The sequence below is a fragment of the Microbacterium sp. Ag1 genome (assembly GCF_001005635.1).
GTDB lineage: Bacteria > Actinomycetota > Actinomycetes > Actinomycetales > Microbacteriaceae > Microbacterium > Microbacterium oxydans.
This window is the reverse complement of record NZ_LBCR01000031.1, coordinates 298,361-314,685: the sequence shown is the minus strand read 5'-3', so window position 1 is coordinate 314,685 and position 16,325 is coordinate 298,361. Positions and strand designations below refer to the sequence as shown.

The 16,325-nt window shown below is 69.5% G+C and carries 11 protein-coding genes and 1 pseudogene; 7 read left to right on the top strand and 5 right to left on the bottom strand.

Annotated elements, in window-relative coordinates; genetic code table 11:
* Window positions 1-31 precede the first annotated feature (31 nt).
* Window positions 32-3,502, bottom strand: coding sequence for a proline dehydrogenase family protein (locus AAY78_RS13215; RefSeq protein WP_046748731.1), 3,471 nt, complete (start codon window positions 3,500-3,502; stop codon window positions 32-34).
* 147 nt (window positions 3,503-3,649) lie between these two features.
* Between AAY78_RS13215 and AAY78_RS13210 the strand changes: the two genes are divergently transcribed.
* The 4 genes and pseudogenes from AAY78_RS13210 to AAY78_RS13195 all read left to right on the top strand — a co-directional run bounded on the left by AAY78_RS13210 (window position 3,650) and on the right by AAY78_RS13195 (window position 8,623).
* Window positions 3,650-4,558: a LysR substrate-binding domain-containing protein gene (locus AAY78_RS13210; RefSeq protein ID WP_046748730.1), complete on the top strand. Its 909-nt coding sequence runs from the start codon at window positions 3,650-3,652 to the stop codon at window positions 4,556-4,558.
* A 77-nt stretch (window positions 4,559-4,635) separates the two neighbouring features.
* Window positions 4,636-5,556, top strand: a pseudogene (locus AAY78_RS20110) (transporter); the annotation flags it as partial.
* A 138-nt stretch (window positions 5,557-5,694) separates the two neighbouring features.
* Window positions 5,695-6,282, top strand: a complete 588-nt coding sequence (locus tag AAY78_RS20105; RefSeq protein ID WP_046748778.1) for a nitroreductase family protein — start codon at window positions 5,695-5,697, stop codon at window positions 6,280-6,282.
* A 64-nt stretch (window positions 6,283-6,346) separates the two neighbouring features.
* Window positions 6,347-8,623 (top strand): ATP-binding cassette domain-containing protein, encoded by a 2,277-nt coding sequence (locus tag AAY78_RS13195; RefSeq protein ID WP_197077701.1) that lies wholly within the window; start codon window positions 6,347-6,349, stop codon window positions 8,621-8,623.
* 137 nt (window positions 8,624-8,760) lie between these two features.
* Here AAY78_RS13195 and AAY78_RS13190 read toward each other — a convergent pair whose 3' ends face one another.
* Together AAY78_RS13190 and coaBC are read right to left on the bottom strand one after the other, a co-directional pair.
* Window positions 8,761-10,989: an ATP-dependent Clp protease ATP-binding subunit gene (locus AAY78_RS13190; protein ID WP_082108686.1), complete on the bottom strand. Its 2,229-nt coding sequence runs from the start codon at window positions 10,987-10,989 to the stop codon at window positions 8,761-8,763.
* Between the two features lie 128 nt (window positions 10,990-11,117).
* A complete protein-coding gene (gene coaBC, locus AAY78_RS13185) occupies window positions 11,118-12,317 on the bottom strand; it encodes a bifunctional phosphopantothenoylcysteine decarboxylase/phosphopantothenate--cysteine ligase CoaBC (RefSeq protein ID WP_046748729.1) in 1,200 nt (399 codons plus the stop codon).
* 68 nt (window positions 12,318-12,385) lie between these two features.
* On the opposite strand from coaBC, the gene AAY78_RS13180 reads away from it, so the two are divergent.
* Window positions 12,386-13,090 (top strand): NRDE family protein, encoded by a 705-nt coding sequence (locus tag AAY78_RS13180; RefSeq protein WP_046748728.1) that lies wholly within the window; start codon window positions 12,386-12,388, stop codon window positions 13,088-13,090.
* A 168-nt stretch (window positions 13,091-13,258) separates the two neighbouring features.
* Here the strand turns inward: AAY78_RS13180 and AAY78_RS13175 are convergent, their stop codons facing one another.
* Window positions 13,259-14,233, bottom strand: a complete 975-nt coding sequence (locus tag AAY78_RS13175) for a GlxA family transcriptional regulator (protein ID WP_046748727.1) — start codon at window positions 14,231-14,233, stop codon at window positions 13,259-13,261.
* 85 nt (window positions 14,234-14,318) lie between these two features.
* On the opposite strand from AAY78_RS13175, the gene AAY78_RS19950 reads away from it, so the two are divergent.
* A complete protein-coding gene (locus AAY78_RS19950; RefSeq protein WP_179515740.1) occupies window positions 14,319-14,480 on the top strand; it encodes a hypothetical protein in 162 nt (53 codons plus the stop codon).
* A gap of 35 nt (window positions 14,481-14,515) precedes the next feature.
* On the top strand, window positions 14,516-15,037 hold the full coding sequence (locus tag AAY78_RS13170) for a hypothetical protein (RefSeq protein ID WP_156172655.1): 522 nt from the start codon (window positions 14,516-14,518) through the stop codon (window positions 15,035-15,037).
* Between the two features lie 40 nt (window positions 15,038-15,077).
* Here AAY78_RS13170 and AAY78_RS13165 read toward each other — a convergent pair whose 3' ends face one another.
* On the bottom strand, window positions 15,078-16,322 hold the full coding sequence (locus tag AAY78_RS13165; protein WP_046748725.1) for a glycosyltransferase: 1,245 nt from the start codon (window positions 16,320-16,322) through the stop codon (window positions 15,078-15,080).
* Between the last annotated feature and the right edge of the window lie 3 nt (window positions 16,323-16,325).

Genomic DNA, 16,325 nt, shown 5'->3' with positions numbered 1-16,325 from the left:
CGTGCGGGATGGGTCTCGGCGAAGGGTCAGGTCAGATCACGCCGTCGGCCAGGGTGGTGGGATTGCCGAAGCGGTGGTTCGTGATCGATACGGCCTGCTCGTGCAGGAACGGTAGCATCTCGACCCGTCCCGCCCCGGTCACGGCGTGCGACCAGACCGCCACATCCGGGCTTCCGTCGAGCGCCTCGTGCAGCGCCGCGGCGTCGCCGCCGACCAGACGCACGCGGTGCCACGAGTTCGCGGTCTTGGCGTAACGCTTGGTCCACGCCGCGTCCGATTCGTGCTTGACGGTCACGCCGTGCGCGCGGAGGGCCTTCTCGACGCGAGAGGGCAGAGCGGGAGCCGACACCGTGAACGGGCTGCCGCTGCGCAGGGCGGCCGCGAGCACACGGAGGCCATCCACCAGAGGAGCGTCGTCGGCGATGCGCACGTCGACGGCGACGGGACGGTAGCGGAACAGGTTGCGCTCGACCCCGAGGCCGGACTTGTCGCTCACGGCGCCGAACTCGTCGATCCAGGCATGCTCGTCGGATGCGGCAGCACGCTGCAGCCACTCGGCCTCGGCCGCGTCCACCTCGGAGGACGCCGCCTCCAGCAGTGCCCGCACGACGGGGACGACGGCCGCACCCGGCGCCGCGGCCGGGAGCTCGGCCGGCGTCCACTCGCCGAGACCGAAGAGGTAGTTCGGGCCACCGGCCTTGGCTCCGGCGCCGACGGCCGAGCGCTTCCAGCCGCCGAACGGCTGACGCTGCACGATCGCCCCGGTGATGCCGCGATTCACGTACAGGTTGCCGGCTTCGACACGGTCGAGCCAGGTGGCGACCTCGTCGGAGTCGAGCGAGTGGATGCCGGCCGTGAGACCGTAGTCGACCGCGTTCTGCAGGCGCAGCGCCTCGTCCAGATCCTTGGCGTGCATGATGCCGAGCACCGGCCCGAAGAACTCGGTCAGGTGGAAGTACGATCCCTCGCGCACACCGGTCTTCACGCCGGGCGTCCACTGCTTGCCCTCGTCGTCGAGCTTGCGCGGCTTCACCAGCCAGCGCTCGCCCTTCTCGAGCTTCGTGAGCGCCGTGAGCAGCTTGCCGTTCGCGGGCTCGATGATCGGACCCATCTGGGTGGCGGGGTCATCGGGCAGGCCGACGCGCATCGAGGTCACCGCATCCACCAGCTGACGCTCGAACCGCTTCGAGTCGGCGACGGATCCCACGAGGATCGCGAGCGACGCGGCGGAGCACTTCTGCCCTGCGTGGCCGAACGCACTTCGGGCCACATCGGCGGCCGCGAGGTCGAGGTCGGCGGACGGGGTCACGATGATCGCGTTCTTCCCGCTGGTCTCGGCGAGCAGCGGCAAGTCGGAGCGGAACGAGCGGAACAGCTGCGCCGTCTCATACGCCCCGGTGAGGATCACGCGATCCACCGCGGGGCCGGCGACGAGGCGCGTGCCCAGGTCGCGCGACGCGAGGTCGACGAGCGCGAGCAGGTCCCGAGGCACCCCGGCGGCCCACAGTGCCTCCACCATCACGGCGCCACAGCGCTGGGTGAGCTTGGCCGGCTTGATGATCACGGCAGAGCCCGAGGCCAGGCCCGCGAGCACACCGCCGGCGGGGATCGCGACCGGGAAGTTCCAGGGAGGAGTGACCACGGTGACCTTCGACGGCACGAACTCGGCACCGGAGACGGTCTCCAGGTCCTTCGCGCGCTCGGCGTAGTAGTGCGCGAAGTCGATGGCCTCGCTGATCTCGGGGTCGGCCTCGGCGATGGTCTTGCCCGCCTCGTGGGCCATGATCTCGATCAGCTGACCGCGACGCGCGGCGAGTTCGTCGCCGGCGCGGTGCAGCACGGCGGCACGGTCGGCGGCCGGCAGCGCGGCCCACTTCTCGGCGGCCGCGGTCGCCGCGGAGAAGATGCCATCGAGCTCGGCATCGGTCTCGACCTTGGCGAGCGCGATGGTGTCGAGTCCGAGGGTCGATCCGACCGAGCGGCCGAGGATCTCCCGCCCCCAGGCACGGTTCGCCGCGATGGCGGGGTCAGTGTCGGCCTGGTTCGCGAAGCCCGTGGTCGTTCCCGCGGGAGCCTCAGCTGTCCGATCCTGCACCCGATGGGCGGCGGGGACGTACTGCGGATCGTCGTTCGCGAGCGCGGCAAGCGAACGCTCGAAGCGCTCCCGCTCCCGGGTGAGGAGCGTGGGGTTGGAGGCCAGTTCGAACACCGCCGACATGAAGTTCTCCGGGCTGGCGTTCTCCTCGAGGCGGCGCACCAGGTACGCGATCGCCACGTCGAACTCCGCCGGGTTCACGACCGGCGTGTAGAGCAGCAGACGGCCGACGTCCTTGCGGACGGCTTCGGCCTGACCGGTCGCCATGCCCAGCAGCATCTCGTACTCGACGAGGGGGTCGGCGCCGGTCGGGTCGGCCACCCCGCGCGCCTGGGCGAGCAGCCAGGTGTAGGCGATGTCGAAGAGGTTGTGACCGGCGATCCCGATGCGCACGGCGTCCAGGCGCTCGGGCGTCATGGCCCAGTCGAGCACCCGCTTGTAGTTGGTGTCCGAGTCCTGCTTGGTGCCGTAGGTGGCGAGCGGCCAGCCGTGGATCGCGGCGTCGACCTCCTCCATCGCGAGGTTCGCGCCCTTGACGACGCGCACCTTGATCGGCGCTCCCCCCTTGGCGCGGCGGGCAGCTGCCCACTCCTGCAGGTGCTGCATCGCGCCGAGCGCGTCGGGGAGGTACGCCTGCAGCACGATGCCGGCTTCGAGGTTCTCCAAGCCCGGCTGGTCGAGGATGCTCGTGAAGGCCGCGATCGTCAGGTCGAGATCGCGGTACTCCTCCATGTCGAGGTTGATGAACTTGGCCTTGCCCTTGGCCTCGGCACGCGCGGCGAGCTCGTAGAGCGGGGTGAGCTTCTCCACGACGTCCGCCACGGCCTCGTCGAACGACCACATCGACAGCTGGCTCACGACGCTGGAGACCTTGATCGACACGTAGTCGACGTCGTCGCGGGCCAGGAAGTCACGGGTGCCCTGCAGGCGGTGTCCGGCTTCCCGCTCTCCGAGCACGGCCTCGCCGAGCAGGTTGAGGTTCAGGCGGTTGCCGCTCTTGCGCAGCTTCGCGATGGCGGGGCCGAGCTTGGACGGAGTGGCGTCGAGCACGAGGTGCCCGACCATGGCGCGCAACACACGGCGGGAGATCGGCACGACAACGCCGGGGAGCTTCGGCGCCCAGAAGCCGCCGGTCTTGATCGCGGCGCGCAGGTATCCGGGCAGCAGCGACGGGGTGATGTCGCTCAGCTCGGCGAGCTTGCGGCCGGCGACGCGCAGGTCTTCCGGGCGCATGACGCCGTCGACGAAGCCGACCGTGAACGCGAGTCCGTTCGGGTCCTTGAGCACCTCGGAGAGGCGCTGGGCGGCCGGCTCGACGGGGTGGGTCTCGCTCTCGGCGAGCCAGCGCTGCACCAGGGCGGCGACGTCTTCGGTGCGGGGGGTGGTGGTGTCGGCGGCGACAGGCATCGGTGGGACCTTCCAAGAGAGCGCACACCGGGATTTCGTGTGCGGCTGGATCATTGTCCTGCCGCTCGGTAGGCTCCGTCTATCAACCGATTTGCGTGGATTCTGTTCAGTTCCACTGAACGATAGGCGCCGAACGAAGGACCCGCCGTGCTCGACGTGAACAGACTGCGGATGCTGGTGGAGCTGTCGCGTCGAGGGACACTGTCGGCCGTCGCCGATGCCCTGTCCTACAGCAAGGCATCGGTGTCGCAGCAGCTCAGTGCGCTGGAGCGCGACGTGGGCGTGCCGCTGCTGCGCCGGGTCGGGCGCGGGGTGCAGTTCACGCCGCAGGGGAACGTGCTCGTCGCCGAGGCCATCGGCATCCTCGACCAGCTCGAGCACGCCCAGGTCGCCGTCGCCGAGTCCCTGACCGAGGTCACGGGCACCGTGCGCATCGCGGTCTTCCAGTCCACGGCACACTCGCTCCTGCCCCGCGGGCTCGAAGCCCTCAAGGAACGTCATCCTGCCCTGCGAGTGGAGGTCACGGAGTCCGACCCGGAGACCGGACTCGTCGGAGTGTCCAGCCGCGACTTCGACCTCATCCTCGCCGAGCAGTACCCGGGCCGCACACGCCCGATCCACGCCGACCTCGACCGGGTGGTGCTCGCACACGACGCGATCGCCCTCGCGCGGCGGCCAGGGACCCCCGCGCACCCCGACGCCGTCGCCGCGCTGTGGTCGACCCGCGACGAACCCTGGGTGCTGGAACCTGCCGGCACCGCGTCGCGCGCCTGGGCGGAGCAGCTGTGCCGCACCGCCGGGTTCGAGCCCGATGTGCGCTTCGAGATCGCCGACCTCACCGCCCACGTGCGGCTGATCCATGCCGGACTCGCAGTGGGACTGCTGCCGGAGCTCGTGTGGGCGGGTGACACCCCGACGGTCGACCTGGCACCGCTGCCGCAGGAGCCTCGGCGCGAGATCTTCTCCTCCGCGAGGCGTGTATCTGCGGACGCTCCCTCGATCCGCGCCGTGCGCAGCGCACTCGCCGACGCGGCCTCGCACGACCTCGCCGCCTAGCCTCGGGGTCTGCGCCGCCTTCGGCATCCGCGCCGCCTTCGTGAACCGCGGAGTAAAATGTCAGAGGTTACCTCGACATGTCCTCTTCCACGCGCACCCGCTCCGGCCGGAACCCTCCCGCACGGATCCCGCTGAGCACCCTGGCGATCGCGCTGGGCCTCGCCGGCGTCGCGTCGACCTGGTCGGCGGCCACCGCCGTCGCTCCGGTGCCCGCTTCCGTTGGCCCTGCCTTCTGGGGCCTGTCGGCGATGGCGACGATCGGACTGCTCGCCGCGCACACCGTGAGAGGCGTGCGCAGCAGCACACCTCTGCGCGCGCAGCTCCGCGACCCCGTGCAGGCACCGTTCGCCGTGATCCTCCCTCTGGTAGGGATGCTCATCGGCATCCGGCTGCTTCCCTCGCTCCCCGTCGCGGGCTCGACGATCGTGATCGCCTCGATGACCAGCACCGCGGTGTGGGCGGGCTGGCTGGTGAGCACCTGGATGGCCGGCCGGATCGAGCTCGCCGCGATCCACGGCGGGTACATCCTGCCGCCGGTCGCCGGCGGATTCATCATCGCGACCGCCGCGGAGGCACTCGGGCTGCCGGGGCTCGGATGGGCGGCGTTCGGCGTCGGATGCCTCTTCTGGGTCGTGATGACGACGCTCGTGCTCGTGCGCCTGGTCGCCGGCCCCCCGCTGCCGGATGCGCTCACCCCCAGCCTGGCGGTGCTGATGGCCCCGCCGGCCGTCGGCGGACTCGCGCTCTTCGCCCTGACCGACGGCATCGCATCGCCGCTCTCGTTCGCGTTCGCCGGTCTCATGACGCTCCTCGTCGCCGCGCAGGTCGCCACCATTCCGCGTTACCGTCGGCTCCCCTTCACACTCGGCTTCTGGTCGTTCACCTTCCCGGTCGCGGCCGTCGCGACCTACACGATCTCCTGGCTCGACGTCGCCGAGGTGTCGTCCGCCGGCCCCGTGGCCGTGGCGCTCGCGATCGCCGTCACGCTGTTCGTCACCGCGATCGGCATCCGGTCGCTGCGGGATCCGGCCATCGAGGGCATCCGGACGATCCGGGAATATGCATGCACATACATCTGTTGGCTCCCGTGTACCCGGACGAAGGAGTCCGATCCACTCCTTCTGAAAGGCACTTCTGTGAGCACCCCCGTGATCGACCGCACCGCCCCGACCGAGCACCCCGTCCTCGACGTCCTCGCCGGCCGCTGGAGCCCCCGCGCCTTCGACGCGCAGAACTCGATCGACGAGGCCAAGCTCGCGACCGCCCTCGAGGCCGCCCGCTGGAGCCCGTCCGCCAACAACATCCAGCCCTGGCGCTTCATCGTCGCCCGTCGCGGCACTGCACTCCACGCCCAGGTCGTCGATGCCCTGATGGGCTTCAACCAGGCATGGGCCGGCAACGCCGCGGTGCTCGTCGTCGCGATCGCGGAGACCGCCACCACCGACGGCACCCCGATCACGCACGCACTCTACGACCTCGGCCAGGCGGTCGCGCACTTCTCGGTGCAGGCCCACCACGACGGCCTGCTCGTGCACCAGATGAGCGGCTTCGACCCCGAGGTGGTCCGTGAGTTCGCGGACCTCGAGGCCCGGTTCGTGCCGGTCACGGTCTTCGCCGTCGGCGAGTTCGGCGACATCGAGGCCCTGCCCGAGGTGCTGCAGCAGCGCGAGGTCGCCCCGCGCGTGCGTCGCCCCATCGACGAGACGGTCGTCCTCAGCGCCTGACCGCTCCCGCCGACGCTGTCAACGGGGTCTCCGGTTTGTCCGGGGGCCCCGTTAGCGTGTGCGGATGGATATGCTCCGCATCACCGGCGCACGGACGAACAACCTCCGCGACGTCTCCGTCGTCGTCCCCAAGAAGCTGCTGACCGTCTTCACCGGGGTCTCGGGTTCGGGCAAGTCGTCGCTGGTGCTCGACACGATCGCCGCCGAGGCGCAGCGGCTCGTGAACGACTCCTACTCGACGTTCATCCGGTCGCGACTGCCGCAGCTGCCCACTCCGGACGTGCAGGCGATGGACGGTCTGACGTTCACGGTGCTGATCGACCAACGTCGGTTCACGGGCAACGCGCGCTCGACCGTGGCGACCGCGACCGATCTGGCCTCGCTCGTGCGCCTCGTCTTCTCCCGTGTCGGCGAGCCGTCGGCCGGCTACTCCCCCGCGTACTCGTTCAACGACCCCTCCGGCATGTGCCCGACCTGCGAAGGGCTCGGCACGGTGTACGACATCGACATCGATGAACTGATCGACCCCGAGAGGAACATCGACGAAGGCCCGGTGCGGTTCAGCCTGTTCCGTCCAGGCGTGTACCGCTGGAAACGCTTCGCCTACTGTGGACTGTTCGACCGCGAGAAGCCGCTCAAGGACTACACGGCCGAGGAGATGGACCAGTTCCTCTATGCCGACAAGCTCAAGCTCGAGGACCCCGACCCGCGTTTCCCGCAGAGCGCGCGCTTCGACGGGGTCATCACGCGGATGCGCGACGTGTTCCTCAAGCAGCGTCCGGTGAAGATGTCAGCCTCCGTGCGCGAAGAGCTCGACCGACTCGTGACGCATCACACCTGCCCCGACTGCCGCGGCGCGCGCGTGAACGAAGCCGCGAGGGCCAGCCTCATCGCCGGGCGCTCGATCGTGGACTGGATGCGCATGCCGGTCTCCGAGCTGCACGCGCTGCTCGAGGAGTTCGACGACCCACGGGTGGCACCGGCGGTCGAGGGGATCCGTCATGCGCTCGACGCCCTGCTCTCGGTCGGCCTCGGCTACCTCGCGCTCGACCGCGAGTCGGCGACGCTGTCCGGCGGCGAGGCGCAGCGCGTCAAGATCGTGCGACACCTCGGCAGCGCGCTCACCGACGTCACCTACGTGTTCGACGAGCCGAGCACCGGGCTGCACCCCGCCGACATCCAGCGCCTCGTCGCCCTGCTCCAACGACTGCGCGATGCCGGGAACACGATCCTCGTCGTCGAGCATCACCCGCAGGTGATCGCGGTCGCCGACCACATCATCGACCTCGGTCCCGGTGCGGGGTCTGCCGGTGGGCTCGTGCAGTTCGAGGGGACGCCGGCCGAGCTCAGCGCCGGCGACACACTGACGGGGCGCCTGCTCGCCGAGCCGTTGCCGATCCGTCGAGCGACACGGGCACCGTCGGGCCGGATCACGGTGCGGGATGCGCGCTCGCACAACCTGCGAGGTTTCGACGTCGACATCCCGTTGGGCGTGCTCACGGCCGTCACGGGAGTCGCCGGTTCCGGCAAGAGCTCGTTCGCGACCGCGGAGCTGCCACGCCAGCACCCGGACTTCACGGTCGTCGGACAGGAACCGCTGCGCGGCGGCGTCCGATCCACGACCCTGAGCATCCTTCGCATCGCCGACACCGTCAGGGCGGTGTTCGCGGATGCCTCCGGCCTCGACCCCTCCTGGTTCAGCTTCAATTCCCGCGGGGCGTGCCCCACCTGTCGCGGCCGCGGCCACATCACGACCGAGCTCGCGTTCCTCGACGACGTGTCCCTCCCCTGCGATGCGTGCGGCGGGCTGCGCTTCAACCCGACCGCTCTGGCCGTGCAGGTCGACGGCGCCACGATCGCCGACGTGCTGGCGGCGCCACCGGCCGAGGTCAGCGCCCTCTTCTCCGCCCATGCCGACGTGGTCGAGGCCCTGGCCTGGGTGCAACGCACCGGACTGGGATACATCCCGGTCGGCCGGTCGCTCGACACGCTGTCCGGCGGGGAGAAGCAGCGTCTGCTGCTGGCCCGCCACCTCAGCGATCCGCACCGCGACCGAGCGGACCGCATCATCCTCGACGAGCCGACCTCCGGCCTGCACCCCTCCGACGTCGACACCATCAACCTCCTCTTCGACGACCTGCTCGAGGAGGGAGCGACGCTGGTGGTCGTGGAGCACAACCTGCGACTGGTCGCCCGTGCCGATCACATCATCGACATCGGTCCGGGAGCGGGATCCGACGGCGGGAGCCTGATCTTCAGCGGGACGCCGTCCGAGATCGTGCGTGACGACGACTCCCTCACCGGTCGCGCACTCGCCGCGGCCTCCGGTCTGCGCGGCTGAGCCTGCACGAGAGTGCTGAGCCCGCACGTCAAAGCCGAGACCCCACGTCAAAGCCGAGACCCCACGAGAAGAGGGACCCGCGGATCACCCGCTGGTCCCTCTTCTGTGTCCGAGCGGTTCAGCTCAGTCGTGGCGTGTCAGTCCTCGAGGAGCTCCGCCTCGATCACGTCATCCTCGTCGGAGTCGGAGTCGGAGTCGGCCTCGGGCTCCGGCGTCGTCGAGGTGAGCACGAGGCCCATCCCGTCGGCGGCCACGTCGACGCGAACCGTGTCGCCGTCGTGCACGTTGCCCGAGAGCAGAGCGGTCGCGAGCTTGTTCTGCACCTCGCTCTGGATGAGGCGGCGCAGCGGACGCGCACCGAACATGGGGTCGTACCCGCGCTCGGCGAGCCAGGCCCGCGCATCCGGAGTGACCGCGAGGGTGAGTCGCCGGTCCTTCAGCCGGTCGTGCAGCTGGTCGACCGAGAGCTCCACGATCTGTGCGAGGTCGTCTTCGCTCAGCGCCGAGAACATCACGATGTCGTCGAGGCGGTTCAGGAATTCCGGACGGAACGCCTGCCGCACGAGCGCCATCACCTGGTCGCGTTTCTCATCGGGTGCGAGCACGGGGTCGATGAGGATGGGCGAGCCCAGGTTCGAGGTGAGGATCAGGATCACGTTCGAGAAGTCGACCGTGCGCCCCTGCCCATCGGTCAGCCGACCGTCGTCGAGCACCTGCAGCAGCACGTCGAACACCTCGGGGTGCGCCTTCTCGACCTCGTCGAGCAGGATCACACTGTACGGCCGGCGACGCACGGCCTCGGTCAGCTGACCACCCTGCTCGTAGCCGACGTACCCGGGAGGGGCGCCGACGAGCCGGGACACCGAGTGCTTCTCGCCGTACTCCGACATGTCGATGCGCACCATGGCGTGCTCGTCGTCGAAGAGGAACTCCGCCAGCGCCTTGGCAAGCTCGGTCTTGCCGACACCGGTCGGGCCGAGGAACAGGAACGATCCGGTCGGACGACCGGGATCGCTGATCCCCGCGCGCGAACGGCGGACGGCGTCGGACACGGCCTTCACGGCGTCCTTCTGCCCGATCAGGCGCTTGCCGAGCTCGTTCTCCAGGTGCAGCAGCTTCTCGCTCTCGCCCTGCAGCAACCGGCCGACGGGGATGCCGGTCCACGCGGCGATCACGGCCGCGATGTCCTCCTCGGTCACCTGCTCGTTGACCATGCGAGGCTCGCTCGACGCGGTGGCCTCCGCCTGCTCGGCCTCCGCGATGTCGCGCTCCAGGCGCTTGATCGTCTCGTACTCGAGCTTCGAAGCCTTCGTGTAGTCGGCATTGCGCATGGCGAGGTCGCGCTGCGTGATCGCGTCGTCGAGCTGCTTCTTGAGCTCGCCCACCCGGTTCAGACCCTGACGCTCGCGCGCCCAGCGGGCTTCGAGCTCGGCGAGCTGTCGCTCCATGCCGACGAGCTGCTCGCGCAAGGCGCTCAGTCGCTCCTTGGACGCAGCGTCCTTCTCGCGCTTGAGGGCGAGCTCCTCGAGCTTCATCCGGTCGACCTGACGCTTGAGCTGGTCGATCTCGACCGGAGACGAGTCGATCTCCATCTTGAGCCGCGACATCGACTCGTCGATCAGGTCGATCGCCTTGTCGGGCAGCTGACGCGCGGGCAGGTACCGGTTCGACAGGGCCGCAGCCGCAACGAGAGCACTGTCGGAGATGGTCACCCCGTGGTGCGCCTCGTACCGACCCTTGAGGCCGCGGAGGATCGCGATCGTGTCCTCGACCGTGGGCTCTCCGACGTAGACCTGCTGGAAGCGGCGCTCGAGCGCTGCGTCCTTCTCGATGAACTCGCGATACTCGTTGAGGGTCGTCGCGCCGATCAGTCGCAACTCGCCGCGGGCCAGCATCGGCTTCAGCATGTTGGATGCCGCGACCGAGCCTTCACCGCCACCGGCGCCCATCAGCACGTGCAGCTCATCGATGAACGTGATGACCTGCCCGTCGGACTCGGTGATCTCCTTGAGCACCTGCTTCAGCCGCTCCTCGAACTGCCCGCGGTACATGGCGCCTGCCACGAGGGCGGAGATGTCGAGCGTGACCAGCTCCTTGTCCTTGAGGGACTCGGCGACGTCGCCGGCGACGATGCGCTGGGCGAGGCCTTCGACGACGGCGGTCTTACCGACGCCGGGCTCGCCGATCAGCACGGGGTTGTTCTTCGTGCGTCGGGTGAGCACCTGACTGACCCGACGGATCTCGCTGTCGCGTCCGATCACGGGGTCGAGCTTGCCTTCGCGGGCACGGTCGGTGAGGTTGATGCCGAACTGCTCGAGGGCGGACTGCTGCTCTTGGTTCTGGTTGCCGGTCTGCGGGGTGGTCATGCGCTCCTCCTGGAGTTGCTCCTTCTGGTCGTCTCCCGTCCACCAAGTCGGAGGACGGGGATCAAAGTTGAGTCTTATTGACTCAAGTTTAGCACTCGCCGAGATTCTCCTCCAGTCCGTCCGCCTCGTCAGCGCTCCCGTCCGATCGCGTCCCAGATCGCGGACGCGACAGCGCGTTTGGAGCCGGAGACGGTCGCCGCCACCGCTCCCCCGGGGCCCAGGATGTGCACGGCGTTCTCCGCGCTCTCGAACCCGCGCTCCCAGCCGACCTCGTTCACCACCAGCAGGTCGACACCCTTGCGCTGCTGTTTGCCGCGAGCGCGAGCGAGCAGTTCGGCCTCGTCCTCCGGAGTCTCGGCTGCGAAGCCGACGACGAGCTGACCCGGGCGACGTGCAGAGGCCAGGGCTGCGACGATGTCCTCGTTCTCGATCAGCTCGATGGCGGGCACTCCGCCGCCCTCCTTGGTGAGCTTGCGCTCCGAGACCGCGACCGGTCGGTAGTCGGCGACCGCGGCGGCCATCACGATCACGTCCGACTCTGCGGCCTCACGCTTCATCGCGTCTGCGAGCTGGGTCGCGGAGCCCACGCCGACGACGCGGATCGACGGATGCCGCACGTCGGCGAGCACGTCACCCGAGATGTTCGCCGACACCAGGGTCACCTCGGCTCCGCGAGCGGCCGCCTCCGCGGCGAGCGCCGCACCCTGCCGGCCGCTGGAGCGGTTGCCGAGGAAACGCACGGGATCGATCGGCTCGCGAGTGCCGCCGGCCGAGACCACCACCCGCACGCCGGCGAGGTCACCGGGAGTCAGCAGCGCCTGCGCGGCGGCGAAGATCTCCTCGGGTTCCGACATCCGGCCGGGACCGCTGTCACCACCGGCGAGCTCACCGTCGGCAGGACCCACCAGGTGCACACCGCGCTCCCGCAGAGTCGCGATGTTCGCCTGTGTCGCCCTGTTCCGCCACATCTCGGCGTGCATCGCCGGAGCGATCAGTACCGGGGCCTCGGTCGCGAGCAGGGTGGTCCCCAGGAGATCGTCGGCGAGCCCGGCCGTGATCTTCGCGATCGAGTTCGCGGTCGCCGGCGCCACGATCACGAGGTCGGCCGCCTGACCGAGAGCCACGTGCCGCACCCGTGCCACATCCTCGTGCACGCTCGTTGTCACGGGGTGACGACTGATCGCCTCCCATGTAGGCAGCCCGACGAAGCGCAGCGCATCCGCGGTGGGCACCACGGTCACGTCGTGGCCGCCCTTCGTGAGCAGGCGCACCAGATGCACCGTCTTGTACGCGGCGATGCCGCCTGTGACTCCGACCACGATGTTCACGTCTCGATTCTGCCCCAGCATCCACCGTCGCGGGCCGACGATCGTTCCGCCGACCTAGACTTGATGCCGTGTGCACGGTCGTGATCGATGTCGAGAATGCCGGATCCGCACGACTTCTGGCGGTCCGCGACGAAGACCCGCTGCGGGCCTGGGACTCCCTCGGAGCCTGGTGGCCGGACGACTTCCCGGGCGTGGTGGGTATCCGCGACCGCCGAGCGGGCGGCGCGTGGCTGGCCGCGAACCCGGCAGAAGGACGACTCGCCGTGCTGCTGAACCGCGCGGACGTGCGTGACCTCCCCGCAGCTCACGCGGTGTCCCGCGGCGCCCTCGCCCTGGAGTCGGTGACGGGCCGATCGCCGGTCGCACCGCTGCCGATGCACGGCTTCAACCTGCTCGAGGTGGGCCCCGCCGGCGCGAGAGTGCTCTCGTGGGACGGCGTCGAGCTTCGCGAGACACCCATCGAGCCCGGAACGCACATGATCGCGCACGACGATCTCGACGATGCGACGACTCCGCGGATCCAGGCGTGGCTGCCCGAATTCCGCGCCCTGGGTCCGACCGCCGACAGCGACGACTGGACGGCCGAGTGGACGGCCCTGCTCGCATCTTCGACCGCGCTCCCTCCGGAAGACGACAGGGCGATCATCCGCGACAACCGGCCGCACGGCTACCCCACGCAGTCCCTGCTCTACTGCATCGCCGCCGTCACCAAGGACGGGGTCGAGGTGCGCGACGTCGCACTGCCCGCACCGGCGCACTGGTCTGAACACTGAATCCGGCCTGAACACTGACCCTGGCTGAGCAGCGACCCCGACTGAACACTGAATCCGGCCTGAACACTGAATCCGGCCTGAACACTGACCCTGGCTGAGCAGCGACCCCGACTGGACACTGAATCCGGCCTGAACACTGAATCCGGCTGCGTGATGGACCCGCCCGGCTCAGGCCGCGGGCACCGCGGATTCCTCGGCACAGGAGAACCGCGCACGGTAGGCGGTGGGGGTCAGCCCGAGCACTCTCGCGAAGTTCTGCCGCAGCACAGCCGCTGAACCGAATCCGCACTCGTCGGCGATGTGCTCGAGCGGCAGGTCGGTGCGCTCCAGCATCCGCTGCGCGTGGATGATGCGCTGACGCGCGAGCCAGGCCGCCGGCGTCGCGCCGTATTCGGCTTTGAACCGGCGGGCGAACGTGCGCGGCGACATGAGGGCCCTGGCCGCCAGCTGGTCGACACCGAGGTCTTCGCGCAGGTGCTCGACAGCCCAGTCGGCGACCGCGGCGAGCGAATCGGTGGGGACGACGGGGATGGGGCGATCGATGAACTGTGCCTGGCCTCCGTCGCGCTGCGGGGGCACGACCATCCGGCGGGCGATGCGGTTGGTGAGCTCGGCACCCACCTCCTGCCGGAGCAGATGCAGGCAGGCGTCGATGCCCGCCGCGGTGCCGGCACTCGTGATGATCTTGCCGTCCTGCACGAACAGCACGTCGGGGTCGATGTCGATCTGCGGATACATGTCGGCCATGACGTGCGCGTACATCCAGTGCGTGGTGGCGCGTCGACCGTCGAGCACCCCGGCAGCGGCGAGGATGAACGATCCACTGCACACGCTCATCACCCACGCGCCGCGGTCGACCGCATGGCGGGCGACGTCGACCAGAAGCGGATCCACGTCGCCCCAGTTCTCCCGGGGAAGAGGGCAGAACACCACGAGGTCGGCTTCGTAGGCGAAGGCCAGATCGTGCTCGACGTTCACCGAGAAGCCGATCTTCGACGTCACGACGCCGGCACGGGGAGCGACGATGCGGAAGTCGAAGTTCGGCACCCCGTCATCGGCGCGGTCGAGGCCGAACGCCTCGCAGGCGACGCCGAACTCGAAGGGCGCGAACCCGTCCTGGATGACACAGGCGACCGTCTTCATACACACTCCCGGTTGGCAGTTTTCATACGTTCAGAGTCTATTCTGCCACTCGTGGCGGTTCGGCATCGAACGTAGCGTTTCTGCCATGATACTCCTCATCGCACTCCTCGCCCTCGCCGCGTGGGCCACGATCGCCACCTTCGTCGAACTGCGCCGCGACGGATACCGTCGCACCCCGACCGACTGGACGCGCCTCGCAGGACGCGATGTCGGGCAGCAGGCCGAGTCGGGGCACGGTTACCGCTGACCAGCACCATGACCGCGGGGGCTACGCTCGTCGTCATGAGCGAGCCTCAGCGACCTTCCGGTCCCCCCGCCCCGCACCTGCCCGCGTCTCCGCAGTACCCGACGACATCGCAGAACCCCGCAGCATCGCAGAACCCCGCAGCACCGCAGAACCCCTCCCCGCAGTACCCCGCCCCGCAGTACCCCGCAGCACCCCAGCACCCGCCGGCACCGCTTCCGTCTTATGGTGCGCCGCAGCACCCCGCTGACACGGGGAACCCGCTCGGAAGGGTCGCGTTCCTCATCGCGGTGATCGCTTTCGCCGTCAATCTCGTCATCTCGCTGACGGCGCCGTTCGCCTACTTCGCCGCTGACGGTTACGGCTGGTACAACGCCCTCTCCGGCCTGCTCGGCGTGGTGAGCCTCGTCGCATACGTCCTGGCGTTCATCCTCGGGCTCGTCGCCGTACGCCGGCCCGGCCCGCACCTGCTCGCCGGCATCGCGATCGGCATCGCCGGAGTGGGCGCCATCGGCATGGCGACCACCTGGATGTCGTCGCTCTTCTACCAGTTCTTCTGAGGCTGCCTGCTCGAAGACACGACTGCCGGCGCCGTCGTGATCATGCGAGCACCCGTTCGTAGACCTCGACCATCGCCGCCGTGCGCGATGACTGTCGGAACGCCTCGGCCACCTCGGGCAGCGGAACAGGAGCCGCCCCGCGCGCGATGTCGTCTGCCGCACGTCGCAGCGTCTCAGCCAGCGCGACGCGTCGGCGAGCCTCCCGCTCCACCCCGGATCCTGCTTCCGCATCAGGCTCTGGTACGGCCCACAGCCCGCCGCCGAGCTCCGCGGCGATGTCGGGGTCGCAGATCACCGACGGCGTTCCGAGGGTGGCTGCCTCGAAAGGGGTCATCCCCTGGGTCTCGAAGCCGATCGACGTCTGCACGAGCGCGTCGGCGGCGGCGATGCGCGCCAACGTCTGCGGGTAGGTGAGGCGTCCGGCGAAGTGCACGCCGTCGCGTGCGCGGACGATCTTCTCGGCGGCTGCGCGCTGAGCGCCTCCCCCGATGATCTCCAGATCGGCGACGACTCCCGAAGCGACGAACGCCTCGAGGAACGGAAGGAGGCGCTTCTCCGGGCTCATCCGGCCGAGCCAGACGAACCGCGGTCTCCCCGGCACGCGGTCTGCGGGCTTGTCCGCGAGCGTCTGCTCGCGGACGTCGTCGTCGATGCCGTTCCAGATCACGTCCACGTGCGGGAAGACGTCGTGCTGCTCGAGGCGGCGGGCGAAGTGCGTCGAGGGGGCCGTCACGGCGGACGCCCCGGCGGCGAGGCCGCGCAGGAACGCCCACCCGTCGCTTCCCTTCGCCGGGTATCGCCCCTTCGACGGAATCGCGATGCCGCGCAGGGCGATGCCGCGCCAAGCGTTGAGCGCCGCGAGCACCGGGCGGTGCAGCGGAGTGACGGCGGCGATACCGACGTCGACCCGGTTGTGCATGGTGTGCACGACCGGGATGCCGTGGCGCTGCGCATACCGGTGTCCGATGAAGGCTCCCCAGAAGTCGGCCTGGACGTGCACCAGGTCGACGGGCGGACGGCGGGTCATGGCCTTGTCGAGGAAGCGATCGGTGCCGCGCCCTGGCCAGCTCATCGAGTATTCGCGATCCGTCGTGATCGGCATCGACGGCAGGTCGACGTACGCGCCGCCGTGGGTGCCGGCCGACGCACGCGATCCGTGCATCTTCGGAGCCACGACCGTCACGGTGTGACCGGCGCGTTCGAGGAACTCCCGCTGGAGCCGCATCGACACCTGCGCTCCCCCGAGGGAGTCGAGGTGTTGATCGCCGAAGAAGACGATGTGCATGGC

Coding starts and splice junctions, on each gene's coding strand:
- AAY78_RS13175 (WP_046748727.1), bottom strand. CDS start 14,233: ATGAAGACGGTCGCCTGTGTCATCCAGGACGGGTTCGCGCCCTTCGAG.
- AAY78_RS19950 (WP_179515740.1), top strand. CDS start 14,319: ATGATACTCCTCATCGCACTCCTCGCCCTCGCCGCGTGGGCCACGATC.
- AAY78_RS13190 (WP_082108686.1), bottom strand. CDS start 10,989: ATGACCACCCCGCAGACCGGCAACCAGAACCAAGAGCAGCAGTCCGCC.
- AAY78_RS13170 (WP_156172655.1), top strand. CDS start 14,516: ATGAGCGAGCCTCAGCGACCTTCCGGTCCCCCCGCCCCGCACCTGCCC.
- AAY78_RS13195 (WP_197077701.1), top strand. CDS start 6,347: ATGGATATGCTCCGCATCACCGGCGCACGGACGAACAACCTCCGCGAC.
- AAY78_RS13215 (WP_046748731.1), bottom strand. CDS start 3,502: ATGCCTGTCGCCGCCGACACCACCACCCCCCGCACCGAAGACGTCGCC.
- AAY78_RS13165 (WP_046748725.1), bottom strand. CDS start 16,322: ATGCACATCGTCTTCTTCGGCGATCAACACCTCGACTCCCTCGGGGGA.